Source organism: Enterococcus sp. AZ063 (assembly GCF_051715045.1).
GTDB lineage: Bacteria > Bacillota > Bacilli > Lactobacillales > Enterococcaceae > Enterococcus_D > Enterococcus_D casseliflavus.
Genome location: NZ_JBIOTA010000001.1, coordinates 3,147,035 through 3,162,294 on the forward strand (window position 1 = coordinate 3,147,035; position 15,260 = coordinate 3,162,294).

Genomic DNA, 15,260 nt, shown 5'->3' on the forward strand with positions numbered 1-15,260 from the left:
AGTGCCGTTTTCGATGATTTATGGGCGTTCCATTACTTGGCATACCACGATCGCTTTTGCCACTAAGGAATTTTCGATCGATACTTCGATATCGATTTTCGCCGAACGTCGCCCCAGTTCTAGAATCTTCGGTTGAATGATGATCTCGCTTTCTAATTGGATCAAACGGAAGTAATGCAGATTGACTTGCTCGATCCAGCTATTGCGTCGTTGATTCAACTGCATGGTGCGTTTCGCCGTATTAGCGATCACTTCACTCAAGACACCAAAAGAGATCGTTCCGACTTCATTGACCATTTGAGGCGTCACCGCAAAGCTGAAATGTGGCTGCGGCAATTTGTTCCCTTCAAAATCTTGTTCGATGACTTGCATCTGTCCCGAGATTTGGTCTGAAATCGTATCTGAAATTTGTGTTTGTCGTTGGACCATCTGCATCGCTTTCATGATGTCTTGGCGTGTAACGATCCCAATCAAAGAAAGGTCATCTGCTACGACGGGCATCACTTCTAAGCCATCCCAAATCATCTGATGGCTGGCAGAGGCCACACTCATCTCTTTTTTTACGACCCGTGGTTCCCGGGTCATGATTCGTTCGATGATCTGCGTATCAGGCTTTTCTAAGACATCTTTGGCTGTGATGATCCCAACGACCCGCATATTCTTGTTGACGACTGGATAGCGGGAGTGGTTGGTAGACTCCGAAAGCAGTTTGTAATCCTTGACCGTATCAAAGGTGTGCAGATACTTGGTTTTTTCCAATGGCATATAAATGTCACTCACCAGCATGATGTCCTTTTTGATCAGCTGGTCGCTCAAGGCACGGTTGATCATCGTTGCCACGGTAAAGGTGTCATAGGTCGTTTGTAAAATCGGCAGCTCCAATTCGTCTGCTAAGCGACAGATTTCCTCTGAGGTTTCAAAGCCCCCCGTGATCAAGACGGCTGCGCCATCTTCCAGTGCCAACTTGTGGACTTCGTTACGGTTTCCGACGATCACTAAGGAACCAGGTGTGATGTAGCGTTCCATTGCCGATTCCTTCATGGCGCCGATAACAAATTTGTTCAAGTCTTTGTCTAAACCGGCTGCGCCGCCCAAAACATCGCCTTCAATGATTTGGACGACTTCGCCGAAAGTTAGTTTTTCAATGTGTTTCTTTAGTTTCCGTTCAATCCGAATGGTTCCCACACGTTGGATCGTTGAAACCAAGCCGATATTTTCCGCATCTTTGATCGCCCGATAGGCTGTTCCTTCACTGACATTCAAGTCTTTTGCGATTCCCCGCACCGAGATGCGATCGCCTACAGGCAGATTCTCGATATGCGCTAAAATCAAGTCGTGTTTTGTCGCCATAATTATCCCCTATTCCTACTACGAATCTTCCTGTTGCTTAAACTTCTATTGTCTCACCGACTGCAAGGATCTGGCCCACACCTGCCGGCAATAAATTCACGAAGGTTTGCGGATCTTGCTTGATCATTGGAAACGTATTGTAATGGATCGGTACTACTTTGCTCGCGTTTAACAGCGCCGCTGCTGTTGCAGCATCTTGAACGCCCATCGTAAAATTATCCCCGATCGGTAAAAACGCCACATCGATGTCGAAACGTTCACCGATCATCGCCATATCGCTAAAGAGGGCAGTATCGCCAGCGTGGTAGATGGTTTTGCCTTCTGCTTCTAAAATGATCCCCACTGGATTGCCCATATAGATCATCGTTCCGTCTTCTTCAAGACCAGAGCTGTGTTTCGCTTCCACCATTGAGATTTTGCCAAACGGGAACTCAAAAGAGCCTCCCATATTCATGCCATGCGTCTCAGTAACGCCTTTGCGGGCTGCATAGCGGCAAATTTCAACGACACTGATCACTGGTGCTTCATTTCTTTTGGCGATCGGCACCATGTCCCCAATATGATCGCTATGACCATGCGTGATCAAAAGCCAATCGGTTTCCACTGTGTCTGCATCCAAATCAGTCAGAGCATTTCCAGTAATAAAAGGGTCAAACAACAATTTTTGGCCATCCGCTAATTGGATAGCAAGCACCGAGTGTCCGTGATACGTAAGTTTCATACAACATTCCCCTTTCCATCTAAGTAATACAGTCTAATATTTTTCATTATAACAGATAACACCAGAAATCCAAAAGCACAAATTCTGGCAGCTTTATTACATCCGTCCTTTTTCTGGTTCTTGTCAAGAAAAATAAAAAAACTGTTCTACCCTTTCTGAATAAGGAATAGAACAGTTCGACCTGATGACTTCAAGCGATCATAGCGTTTTCTTACGTCCACCTTGTTTATAGATGCGCCAGACTGTTAAGAATAACGCCGTGATACAAAGAAGGAACGCCCCAAAGAAGGTGATTTTCATGCCATAGGCAAAAATATCTGCCCGACCTGCGATATAGGTCGTCACATGCTTCCCATAGGCTTGACTCATTGCGGCATAAAGAATCGTCGTTGCTAAGGATATCCCTAAGACCATGCCCAAGTTACGGGCAAAGGAATTTAGACTACCTGCCACCCCAAGATTTTCTTTGGTGACGCTGCTCATCACCATCGTATTGTTGGGGGATTGGAACAACGAATTGCCTAACCCCATGATGGCAGTAGCGACGACATAGTACCAAATCGGCGTATGCTGATTCATAAACATATACATCAGCTGAGTGATGGACAGCAACGCTAAGCCAGCTAAGACCAAGATCTCCGGTCCTACACGGTCCGTCAAATAGCCGCTAAGTGGTGAACCGATGACCATCATCAAAGGAAAGACCATCATCAGCATTCCTGCCACACTCGGCGTTAAGCCTCGGGCACTTTGCAAGTAAAAGGGAATCACAACATTGACAAAAAAGTTTGCAGAAAAGATCAGCAGCGCCGTGATCAGGCTCATGGTGAAAATTCTATTACGAAAGATTCCAAAGGTAATCAGCGGTTTGCTCACACGCGCTTCTACTCGCAAAAAGACGATGAATGCCACTAAGGCGATCCCCACCAGTAGCAGTGGTAGCCACGTTAAAAAGCCACGCTCTTGTCCAAGAAAAATGCCGCCGAAGAAGCTGATAATTGCAATTGAAAACAGCACAAACCCAGTTTTATCGATGGAGTCATGACTCATAGTGATATCTTTTGGCAACACCTTTTCTCCAGCAATCATTGTCAGAATACCGACTGGAACATTGATCCAAAAAATAAACGGCCAAGAAAAATGCGCCAAAATCACTCCGCCTAATCCAGGACCGGCGATGGATCCTAACGAAACAAAGGCACCAATCATCCCTAAGGCGCGTCCTCGTTCACTCATAGGAAAAACTTCAGTAATGATTCCGGTATTTGTCGCCATCGTCATGCTGGCACCGATCGCTTGCACGACTCGGGCAAATAACAGAAACGCTAAGGAATGATTAAACCCGCATAACAGCGAACCGATAATAAAAATTAGCATCCCCAAGCGGAATACTTTGATCTTGCCCCAACTATCCCCTACCTTACCGAATAACAAAAGGCAGGCACAAACGATCATCAAGTAGACGGATACGACCCACTCCGCTTGATTCATAGGGACACCCATATCTGCCGAGATCGTCGGCAAAGCGATATTTACGATACTCCCATCCAGTGTTGACATAAAGGTAAACATCGAAACAGCAATGAGAATCCACCACTTTCTCTGTTGTACTACGGGATTTTCTTGATAACTATTCACAAATCGACCATCCTCTCTTTGCTTGTTTTGTTCCTCTAGTCTTAGGGGGACAACTTTGTATTATTGATCGAAATCCATTCGCCGTCAATCCTTATCTGCTCATCACGACCAAAATAAGGGTCATTTTGTAAAAAAACCGCCACCTGTTTTCTTACATAAAAAAAGACAAAAGCTTCGGTGAAAAGAAATCGGCCGTCAAACGGCTATTCTTTCACCTGCTTTTGTCAGTAGGTCAAAACGAATTATTTACGGTTGCGATTTCTTTGGCTTGATTCCATGATGACCGGCAAGATGACGGGACGGCGTTTGGTTTGTTCAAACAAGAAACGACTCAAACGATCACGGATATCTTGTTTCAATTTGCTCCATTCAAACTCTTCATCATGAAGGTGTTTTTCTACGATTTCTTCCACGATCTCGCCACTTTCACGAATCAGATCGCGGCTGGCTTTCACATAGACGAATCCGCGAGAAGTGATTTGTGGTGCAGAAATAATTTTCTTTTCGCGACGATTGATCGTCACTACCGCAACGAAGATTCCGTCTTCAGATAAGACTTTGCGGTCTCGCAGGACGATATTCCCAATGTCACCGACACCGATCCCATCGATCATGACGTTTTCAGCTGGAACCGCACCTGCGGCAAGCATTTCGCCTTTTTTGTATTCTAATACATCCCCACGAGCAGTAATGAAGATATTTTTCATCGGAATCCCGACTTCTTGCGCCAAGTCCACATGGGCGGCTAATTGGCGGTACTCGCCTTGAATAGGGATAAAATACTTCGGTTTCATCATATTCAACATCAGCTGCAGATCATTCGGGTTGGCATGACCAGAAACACGGAAATTATCCGAGATCTGTTTTACGGTACCGCCAGCGCGATAGATGATATCTTCCGTTTTCGCAACCACAGTTTCCATTGCCGTTGTCGGCGTCGTTGTGATGTAAACAAGATCTCCTTCTTTGATGCGCAGCGTCCGGTGAGAGCCGTTGGCCATTTTTTGCAACGCTTTGATTGGTTCACCCATACGACCTGTTTCTAAAATCAGCAACTGTTCGTCTGAGTATTTTTTCATTTCTTTTTGGGTGATCAGCAAGTCTTCGGCAGGTAATTTTAATTTCCCTAACTTCATGGCCGTTTTGATGATCCGACCAAAATCTTGCCCGGTCAAAACGACTTTGCGATCAGAACGAAACGCCGCATCTAATACTTGTTGCACCCGTTGCAAATTGCTGGCAACACTAGCGACGATGATTCGACCTTCCCAATAACGGATATTGTCGTAAACTTCATCTTGGATCGTCAATTCAGAAGCGATCGGCGTTGGATTTTCGGCATTTGAAGACGTGCTTAGTAAGGCTAAGACTCCTTCTTTTCCAATTTCCGCTAAGCGGCCAAAATCGGTTTGATACATAGGGATCGCTGTTTGGTCAAACTTGAAATCTCCTGTATAAACGATATTGCCAGCTTCTGTTTTGACGCTGATCCCAACAGAATCAGGGATGGAGTGGGTCGTACGGAAAAAGCTGATGGTCGCATGACCAAAGTCGATCTCCGAATGTTCATCGATCACATGAAAATCTTTGAAGCGCTTGGTAGCTTCATTTTTATTCACGGTCAATTTTGCTAGTTCGATCGTTAACTCGGTCCCAAAGACCGGTACTTGGATATTCTCCAAGAAATAAGGCAATGCACCAATCGCATCTGCATGCCCATGGGTCAAGAAGACACCCGCCACACGGTCGGCATTTTCTTCTAAATATGTGAAGTCTGGAATCACTGTATCGATCCCTAATAATTCATTTTCTGGATAACGGACACCGCAATCCAGCACAAATATATCCTCGCCAACTTCAGCAATGTACATGTTCTTTCCGTTTTCGCGTACACCGCCAAGAGGAATGATTTTTATCGTTTCCACTTTTATTCACCTCTTAATTTTTTTCTACTGTATTATTTCCCAAGCATAAGCCGTCCCTAGTATTATACAACAAAAAAAAGAAAAGCGTGGCATTCACCACACTTTTCTGAAAAACTTATGGTTTACACATGAACTAATCCTTGCTGATGCAGGCTTTCGGCGATTTGAACGGAGTTCCATGCCGCACCTTTCAGCAAATTATCAGAAACGACCCATAAATGCAAGCCGTTTTCGACATCCAAATCTTTGCGAATCCGACCAACAAAGGTTTCCGTTTTGTCCACACTGGTCAAAGCTTGCGGGTACACTTGTTGACTCGGATCATCTTGCAAGACAGCTCCTGGCGCTTCGCTGATCCACTGCCTGACTTCCTCAACACTGGCATGGTCTTTGGTCTCGATATAAATCGACTCTGAATGACCGCTAAACACAGGGATCCGCACACACGTAGCTGCTACTTTGATCTGCGTATCTTCCATGATCTTCTTCGTTTCATTGATCATTTTCCACTCTTCGTAAGTATAGTCGTCTTCAGCAAAAACATCGATTTGCGGCAAGGCGTTAAACGCGATTGGGTAGTGCTTTTTGTCGCTGCCTGCTGGTAAAATCTCAGGGTTTAGTTCATCAGCGGCTTTGCCAGCTAATAATTCTTGAGATTCACGAGTCAATTCAGCCAAGGCTTGTGCGCCAGCACCTGAAACTGCTTGATACGTCGAAACCAATACCCTTGATAAACCGACTTTTTGACGAATTGGTTCTAACGCCACCATCATTTGAATCGTTGAACAATTCGGATTGGCAATGATTCCTTTATGTTGTGCTAATGCATGAGGATTCACCTCAGGAACGACTAGAGGAACATTCGGGTCCATCCGAAAATGACTGGTATTGTCGATCACGACTGCACCGTGTTTGACTGCTTCTGGAGCAAATTGTTTTGAAATGCCGCCACCGGCACTGAACAATGCAATATCGATACCTGCAAAGGAATCTGCGGTCAGCTCCTGAATAACGAGCGGTTCATTTTTGAACACAAGGGTCTTCCCAGCAGAACGTTTGGATGCCAACAACGTTATTTTTTTGATCGGCAACGTGGTCTTCTCCAACATCTCAATCATTTTTGTTCCTACTGCGCCGGTAGCCCCGACAACTGCTACGTGATACCCTGTACTCATCAAATCACTCCTCGAATAAAAATACATTTTTACTAGTTTATCATATCTTGTAAAAAAGAAAAGACCTTTCGTGGAAAGAAGCGCAAAAAGAAGGCAATACTGTCTAAATTTTCAATCTTTTCCCCCTTTGCAGAAAAAATCTACCTATATTTAAGGGTTATCATTTGTCACATTCAGGTGTTATAGGATATAATACCGACAGAAGGAATTTTGGGGAAGATTCTTTCCAACGTGCATGGGGAAATTAAAAATACCCAAAACATTGAATGAGGCAAGAATTGCATATGCAATTCTTGCCTCATTTTTATGCTTCATTCGATTCTTCGTTGTTTACTTTCACGATAGCAAAGCCTTTGTTATCAATAATCATCGTTTCATCTTCCAGTTGGACAAACTGTTCCATCAGGATCGAATCAGGACGAGAAAGGGTGATTTGGTCATCGCCCGTATTGAAAATACCGATGATCCGCTGTGCCCCCAACTCTCGTTCGAAAATGATCAGTCCATCCTCTTCCGAAACCCAGTTCCAACTCAAGGAACCTTCTGATAAGACTTTCTGGTTGTCTTTGCGAATGCTGATCAATGAGCGAGTGAAATGCAGGAGATCACGATCTTGCTTTTCTTCTTCCCAAATCATACATTTACGGCAATCCGGGTCCATATCGCCGGTCAAACCGATCTCATCACCGTAATACAGGCAAGGAACGCCTTGTTGCAGATACGTAAAGGCCATCACTTGGCGCATCAAGTCTTTGTCTCCTCGAGCCAAAGTTAACAAGCGCGGGGTATCATGAGAATCCAAGATATTGAACTGTACCTGGTTGGTTTGCTCCCGATACAACATCAGCTGGTTATTTAATTCCGAGACCATTTTCGTCATGGAGATCTCGTCTTTGACAAAATATTCAATGATTGCATCCGTAAAGGCGTAGTTCATTACTGCATGAAACTCGTCGCCTTGTAACCACCGTTGAGAAGAGTGCCAAATTTCCCCAAGGATATAAAAATCATCTTTGGCATCATCACACACTTGGCGGAATTTTTTCCAGAAGTGATGACTGACTTCATTGGCAACGTCCAAGCGCCAAGCATCGATATCAAACTCTTCGATCCAATAACGAGCGATCTTCAACAAATAATCTTGCACGTCAGGATTTTCCGTATTGAGTTTTGGCATATGCGGCGTAAAGGCAAACACATCATAGGTGATGTCATAGGCATCTTCAAAGTTTTCCCCTTCTTTGTAGTTGACAGGAAACTCATTGATGTGGAACCAATCAGCAAAGGGCGAATCTTTGCCGTTTTTGATGACATCTAGCCATTGATGCGAAGTATCCCCCATATGATTGAACACAGCATCTAGCATGACTTTGATGCCGCGTTTGTGGCATTCCTCCACTAAGCGTTTAAAGGTATCGTTATCTCCAAACGCTGGATCAATGGCTAAATAATCGATGGTATCATACTTGTGATTCGAATAGGCCTCAAAAATCGGACAGAAGTAGATCCCATTGATGCCTAGATCGACGAGGTAATCCAAATGATCGATGACCCCTTGCAGATCCCCGCCGAAAAAGTCTTGGCGATCGGGATTTTTTGAGCCCCAGGGCAATACACCTTCTGGATCATTTGATGGGTCCCCATTTGCAAAGCGTTCAGGGAAGATTTGATACCAAACGGTTTCTTTTGCCCACTCGGGAATTTTGAAACGATCGGCTTCTTGGAAGTAAGGCATCCGAAAATAATTGTTGTTCATTTCTAAATATTGCTGCTCAAAAGGATAGACCCCGTGGTCTCCATAAAAGACATGCAACCCATCGTAACTTTCGATGGAAAAGCCGTAAGACAAACGGCGGAATTCTGCTCCGACCGATACTTGCCAATAATCATGCAAGTCCGTGGAAAGAATTTTTTTCATTTCAATTCTTTGCTGGTACCAAGCTTCTTTATATAGTGTGTAAGGATCACCGCAAAGCAGCTGGACATGGCGGACGTCTTGACGGGCGGTACGCAAACGGATATGCATTTTATCCTTCTCGTACAAATACGCAAATTCACTTTCGGGACGATGATAAATGGCAGTAGTATTCATAGCAGACTCCTTTGACTTGTTTGATATACTCATTGTCGCACAAATCAGAAGTCAAAACAAGAGAAAAACGCAATCGGTTGCTTTATCTAAAAAATCGATAATATAAGTTAATATGAAATTAATTCAGTAATTAAAAAGCAAACGATTGCTTCGCCCTTTTTTAATCAAACGGCGTATTTTTCTCACATTGATTGCCAGTCCGTAAAATGTCATATTTCCGCAAGATCCCCACTGCCTCCGTCAACGACTGACTCAACTGCTGGATATCTTCTGCAGCCATTTGAGCGGTTTTGGCATTCAAGCGGTCTTCCACTTGTTTTTTCTTTTGGACAAACAACTGCTTCCCAGCTTCTTCCAAATAAACATTGACGTTGCGGCGATTGACGCCGTTGGTTTTGCGGACCACAAAGCCAGCCTTTTCTAACCCCGAGATCGAACGACTGATTTGGACTTTTGACGTACCGATTTGCTGGGCCAACTCGGACATCGTGATTCCTTCATTACTAGAGATCACCACGAGTTCCAAGATTTCCATTTTGGTCAATTTTAAATCTTCCAGACCGATTTCTTCAAACAATATGTTTCCCATCAGCGAAAAGATCTCCGCAAATACCGCCATATTGAATGTTCCTAACGCTTTTTCCATACTCTCCCTCTTTTCTGTCTTTAGTTTAGTATAAATTATTTGTTTAAACAATGATAATCGTTGATTTTTGTTAACCATTATGATAGCGTGGTTACATAATGAAAATAATCGTGAAAACGGCAAGAAAAGAGTGACAGCATGTTAGAATTAAAAGATATCAAGAAGTATTATACGGTTGGCGCCAGTACTACAAAAGCCCTCGATGGTGTCTCCGTCGCCTTTCGTAAACAAGAGTTTGTTGCCATTTTAGGGCCAAGCGGCTCTGGGAAAACAACCATGTTGAACGTGATCGGCGGCTTAGATAATTACGATTCTGGTGATATGATCATCAACGGCAAATCAACGAAATCCTTTAAAGATCGTGACTGGGATGCGTATCGGAACAATTCGATCGGCTTTGTCTTCCAAAGCTACAATTTGATCAGTCATTTAGGCATCATCGACAACGTCGAGCTTGGGATGACCTTGAGCGGTGTGTCAAAAGAAGAAAAACGCGCAAAAGCAACCGATGCTTTGACGCGTGTGGGCTTAGCTGAGCATATGCACAAAAAACCAAATCAGCTTTCTGGTGGTCAAATGCAGCGGGTAGCGATCGCTCGTGCCTTAGCAAATGATCCTGATATCCTTCTTTGTGATGAACCAACAGGTGCCTTGGATTCAGAGACCAGTGTCCAAATCATGGAACTGATCCAAGAACTATCAAAAGAAAAATTGGTCATCATGGTTACTCATAATCCTGAATTGGCGCACAAATACGCTGGACGGATCATTGAGTTCAAAGACGGACGAATCATTAAAGATTCGAACCCTCATGTCGAAGGACAAAAGAAAGACCAATTCGAATTAAAGCACACAAAAATGAGTTTCATGACTGCCTTACGTTTGTCGTTTAACAATATCCGTACCAAAAAAGGGCGCACCTTCTTGACAGCCTTTGCTTCTAGTATCGGGATCATCGGAATCGCCATTGTTTTGTCACTGTCAACGGGATTCCAAAAACAAATCGACAATACCCAGTCAGAAACATTAGCTCGTTTTCCGATCACGATCTCGCAAGTAGCCACTGAACAAGATCCATCAGCCATGGGAACGCGGGAGAAATCTGAAGATTTCCCTTCAGATAAAGAGGTCACTGCCAAATTAAGTGATGCGGATCGTGCAACCCATATCAATAAAATCGATCAAGAGTTTCTCGATTACATCAACGACATTGATCCTGAATTAAGCAACAATATCGGCTACACTCGTTCCACTTCCTTGAACCTTTTCCGTAAGATCGATGATACTGTGGAACAAGTCAGCTTCTCCAATGCATCACCTGACAATGAACAGACCAATGCCATGATGTCTGCCATGAGTGCCTCCACCGGGATTGGGGTTTCGACTTTCCCCGAGCAGTTATCAGAGGATAACGGCAATTTCTTAAAAGACAACTACGACCTTTTAGAAGGCAGCTACCCAAGTGCTAGCACAGATGTCGTTTTGATCGTCGATGAAAACAACGTAACGAATGTCAATGCATTGATCAACCTCGGTTTTGACATTGAAGATGGCGACAAGGTGTCCTTCGACGATATCGTGGGAACAAAAATCACATTGGCGTCTAATGATGCCTTTTACACCGAATTACCAACTGGAAACTTCATTCCAAATCAAGATTTAAATGACGTTTTCGATAATAGCGGCAACAAAGAATTAACGATCAGCGGAATCTTACGTATCAAGCAAAACTCTACGATGAACTTGCTGTCAACTGGCATTGCCTACAGTGATGCCCTCGCGCAAGAAGTCATCAAAGAAAACCAAGACTCAGCGATCGTCCAAGCCCAAAAAGACAGCGACACCAACGTGATGACGAATGAACCCGTTGACGAAAGTGCTAAAGATTCATTGATCGCTTATCTTGGCGGCAGTGATTTACCAAACAGCATTATGATCTATCCGAATGATTTCAGTGCCAAAGAAAAAATCCTTGATTACTTGGATGACTTCAACAAAGGCAAAGACAAAGAAGACCAAATCGTTTATTCCGATTTAGCGGGTACGATGACTCAATTGACTGGTGGCTTGATGGATGCCATCACCTACGTCTTGATCGCTTTTGCAGGAATCTCCTTGGTAACTAGCATGATCATGATCGGTATCATCACCTACACCTCTGTGCTAGAACGTACGAAAGAAATTGGGGTCTTAAAAGCATTAGGTGCTCGTAAAAAAGACATCACCCGCGTCTTTGATGCCGAAACCTGTATTTTAGGGATCGCTTCAGGAGCTTTAGGTGTCCTGATTGCTTGGTTAGCCACATTCCCGATCAACGCGATCTTATATAGTATGACTGATCTCGAAAATGTTGCTCAATTAAATCCGGTCCACGGCCTGATCTTGATTGCTGTCAGCACCGTCCTAACGATGATCGGCGGCCACATACCAGCTCGAATGGCAGCGAAAAAAGATGCAGCGATCGCTTTACGCGCCGACTAATTTTATAAGAAAACCCAACAGACAGCAGCCATTCCTTTGGCTGCTGTTTTTTTGTCCTTTCCTTCCGACTTCCAAAAGGTTTCTCTTGAAAAATTCATAAATGAGGAATACAATAGATTTGTTTTTAGGTATACCTAAAAAGATAGGACGTGAAACGATGAACGAAGAAAAAAAATTGATCCAAGCGGCCAACGGTCCTAGCTTGGAAGAAATAAATAATACAGTTGCCATTCCAAAAAACGGCAGCTTTTGGCGCAATCTCTTAGCGTTCTCTGGTCCTGGGGCATTGGTAGCCGTGGGCTATATGGACCCAGGAAACTGGATCACCTCGATCGGAGGCGGTGCTGAATATGGCTATCTCTTACTTTCTGTGATCTTGATTTCCAGTTTGATCGCTATGCTGCTGCAATACATGGCAGCCAAGCTAGGGATCGTGACCCAGATGGACCTTGCGCAAGCAACTCGTAAACACACCAGCAAAGGCTTAGGCTTTGTCTTGTGGATCGTCACCGAATTGGCTATCATGGCAACGGATATCGCGGAAGTGATCGGAGGAGCGATCGCTCTCAATCTACTATTTGGCTTACCTTTATTAGTTGGGGTCATCTTAACGATTTTCGATGTACTCCTTCTGCTCTTTTTAATGAAATTGGGTTTCCGAAAAATCGAAGCGATCGTCATGACACTGATTTTGGTCATTATGCTGGTCTTTTGTTACGAAGTCATTATTGCTCAACCAAATTTGCCTGCTGTCTTGCAAGGCTTTATTCCCCAAAAGCAAGTCTTGAACCATGGGCAGCTGACAATGGCGTTGGGGATCGTTGGTGCGACTGTGATGCCGCATAATCTCTATCTGCATTCTTCGATCTCCCAGTCACGAAAAATCGATCGTAGCAATACCCAAGAAGTGGCAACGGCCGTGCGGTTCGCTACTTGGGATTCCAATATCCAATTATCCGCTGCGTTTTTGGTCAATTGCCTGCTTTTGATCTTAGGAAGTGCCTTGTTCTTTGGTCATAGTGAAGAAGTCGGCACCTTCTCCGCGCTGTTCGATGCATTGCAAGATTCCTCCATTGCTGGTGCTGTCGCCAGTCCAGTTTTGAGCGTTCTGTTTGCCGTGGCGCTCTTGGCATCTGGTCAAAATTCAACGATCACTGGGACACTGACAGGGCAAGTCGTGATGGAAGGATTTATCCATATGAAGATCCCTACTTGGGCGCGACGTCTGATCACCCGTGGCTTATCGGTGATCCCCGTCTTGCTTTGTACGATTTACTTTGGCGGCAACGAACAAGCCTTGGACGATCTGCTGATTTATTCGCAAGTCTTTTTAAGCATCGCCTTACCCGTTTCGATGATTCCGTTGGTTCTTTTTACCAGCTCAAAAAAAATCATGGGGGAACGCTTCAAGAATCCGCTATGGGTCTCTACCTTAGGCTGGATCTGTGCCATTGCACTGACGGTCTTGAATGTCCGCTTGATCATCGAAACACTCGGCAACTTCTAATAGAAAAAAAGGGACTGTGACATAAGTCCATAGAAGAAAACCGCAAGAAATGACGAGAAATCGTTCATTTCTTGCGGTTTTTTGGGTAAAATAAAAAGGAGCACCGGTTGCCGCCAATGCCCCATCATTTAATCCTGAAAGGACTAAACAAAATGTATACTAATTATAACATGAATCAACTCACTTTGGATCTATCTACTTCATTTTCTCCAAAAGAAAATCATGTCGCCGTTTTTATCCATGAACTGGTCGAAGCGCTTCAGATTAATGACCCCTATCTTTTTGGTCGACCAAGAGAATATGATTTAGGTGCCATGTTGAAGTTGGTTCTTTTTGCGTATACGCGAGAAACCTTTACAAGTCGCAAGATTGAACGCTTAGCTGAAGAAAACCTATATGCTCGCTGGTTGACGCAAGAACGGGTTCCGACTTATCGAACGATCGCCCGTTTTTGTGTATCTAACGATGTGCAGGAGTTGACCAATAAAGGCTTAGATCAGTTGACAGAGTATCTGCGTGCACGGAATCTGATTGATGATGCGTTGTTTATTGACGGTACAAAAATTTTGGCAGATGCGAATAAGTACAGCTTTGTCTGGAAGAAAAACACGATCCGATTCGATCAAATGAATCGCGAAAAACTGCTTACTATGATGACGGAACTAAGAGAAGCGTATGCCCTGAAACAGATTCCCGAAGGGACGACCTTGACAGTAGACATGATAGATGAACTGTTAACACGGATGGAACTACGTCTGGAAGAACTAGAAAAAGAAGTTGAGGCAACGAAACGTCTTTCGCCAAATCCAGCGAAACAACAACGGCGAACGTTGAAAAGCCAAGTACGCAAATTAAATACAAAACGAGAAAAACTTCTGGAACATCAAACGCAGTTTTCTACTTATGGGACAAGAAACAGTTATTCAAAAACTGATCATGATGCGACATTCATGCGCGTAAAAGAAGACCCTATGAAAAATGGCCAACTTAAGCCTGCGTATAACCTGCAGATCGCTACTTGTAATCAATTTGTACTCGGCTACGATGTCTTTCAAAACCCAACAGACACTAAGACGCTGAAACCATTACTGGAAAAGATGAAGATCGCACAAAAGTCCCCTCATTATTTGGTCGCCGATGCAGGCTATGGTTCAGAAAGCAATTACCGCTATATAGAAGACGAACTTCCCCAGCATACTGCACTGATTCCTTATGGAACGATGTTTAAAGAACAAAGCAAGAAATGGCAGACAGATGATCGGAAAGTAATGAATTGGGATTATGAGCCTAAGGAGGACTTTTACATCGACCCCAAAGGGGTACGATTCAATTTTCATGCTTACCGTCAACGAACAGATGCGGATGGCTTTGTCCGAGATTTTAAAGAATACCAAGCAGAAAAAACGGATGCGAACCAAGCGCTCATTCCTGAAGCCTTAACCCCAAAGGGGAATCGCAGAAAGATCACTGTAAATCCGTCTTGGGAATACCATAAAGAAAAACAAAAAGAGCGCTTATCAACGCCTGAAATTCAAAAAATATATGGTCGGAGAAAGATCGACGTGGAAACAGTCTTCGGATTTATGAAGGCTTGTTTGGGTTTCACTCGATACACGGTTCGGGGCTTAGAAAAAGTCAGAAAACAGACGGGTTTACTCATTACGGCAATCAATATGATGAAATTGACAAAAATAGGTACTTGAACTACCCAAAATGAATAAAAAA

General features: G+C 43.9%; 10 protein-coding genes. 3 read left to right on the forward strand and 7 right to left on the reverse strand.

Annotated elements, in window-relative coordinates; all coding sequences use genetic code 11:
* Positions 1 to 18: 18 nt before the first annotated feature.
* From IGK61_RS14785 to IGK61_RS14815, 7 genes are all read right to left on the reverse strand, one after another.
* Positions 19 to 1,350, reverse strand: coding sequence for a DRTGG domain-containing protein (locus tag IGK61_RS14785; RefSeq protein ID WP_005228249.1), 1,332 nt, complete (start codon positions 1,348 to 1,350; stop codon positions 19 to 21).
* Between the two features lie 37 nt (positions 1,351 to 1,387).
* Positions 1,388 to 2,071: a metal-dependent hydrolase gene (locus IGK61_RS14790; protein ID WP_074536813.1), complete on the reverse strand. Its 684-nt coding sequence runs from the start codon at positions 2,069 to 2,071 to the stop codon at positions 1,388 to 1,390.
* Between the two features lie 198 nt (positions 2,072 to 2,269).
* A complete protein-coding gene (locus IGK61_RS14795) occupies positions 2,270 to 3,709 on the reverse strand; it encodes an MFS transporter (RefSeq protein ID WP_074536812.1) in 1,440 nt (479 codons plus the stop codon).
* Positions 3,710 to 3,951: 242 nt separating this feature from the next.
* The gene (locus IGK61_RS14800; protein ID WP_010749981.1) at positions 3,952 to 5,634 is read right to left on the reverse strand and encodes a ribonuclease J; all 1,683 of its coding nucleotides are present in this window, start codon (positions 5,632 to 5,634) and stop codon (positions 3,952 to 3,954) included.
* A 122-nt stretch (positions 5,635 to 5,756) separates the two neighbouring features.
* The gene (locus IGK61_RS14805) at positions 5,757 to 6,809 is read right to left on the reverse strand and encodes an aspartate-semialdehyde dehydrogenase (RefSeq protein ID WP_074536811.1); all 1,053 of its coding nucleotides are present in this window, start codon (positions 6,807 to 6,809) and stop codon (positions 5,757 to 5,759) included.
* Between the two features lie 304 nt (positions 6,810 to 7,113).
* On the reverse strand, positions 7,114 to 8,901 hold the full coding sequence (locus IGK61_RS14810; protein ID WP_005228237.1) for a glycoside hydrolase family 13 protein: 1,788 nt from the start codon (positions 8,899 to 8,901) through the stop codon (positions 7,114 to 7,116).
* Between the two features lie 160 nt (positions 8,902 to 9,061).
* Positions 9,062 to 9,547 (reverse strand): MarR family winged helix-turn-helix transcriptional regulator, encoded by a 486-nt coding sequence (locus IGK61_RS14815; protein ID WP_010749984.1) that lies wholly within the window; start codon positions 9,545 to 9,547, stop codon positions 9,062 to 9,064.
* Positions 9,548 to 9,685: 138 nt separating this feature from the next.
* Between IGK61_RS14815 and IGK61_RS14820 the strand changes: the two genes are divergently transcribed.
* From IGK61_RS14820 to IGK61_RS14830, 3 genes are all read left to right on the forward strand, one after another.
* The gene (locus tag IGK61_RS14820) at positions 9,686 to 12,028 is read left to right on the forward strand and encodes an ABC transporter ATP-binding protein/permease (protein ID WP_074536810.1); all 2,343 of its coding nucleotides are present in this window, start codon (positions 9,686 to 9,688) and stop codon (positions 12,026 to 12,028) included.
* Positions 12,029 to 12,185: 157 nt separating this feature from the next.
* Complete coding sequence (locus tag IGK61_RS14825) at positions 12,186 to 13,535, forward strand: Nramp family divalent metal transporter (RefSeq protein WP_074536809.1); 1,350 nt, start codon at positions 12,186 to 12,188, stop codon at positions 13,533 to 13,535.
* 152 nt (positions 13,536 to 13,687) lie between these two features.
* Positions 13,688 to 15,238 carry an IS1182 family transposase gene (locus IGK61_RS14830; RefSeq protein ID WP_074536951.1) on the forward strand — a complete coding sequence of 517 codons (1,551 nt, stop codon included), beginning with the start codon at positions 13,688 to 13,690 and terminating at the stop codon, positions 15,236 to 15,238.
* The last annotated feature ends 22 nt before the right edge of the window (positions 15,239 to 15,260 follow it).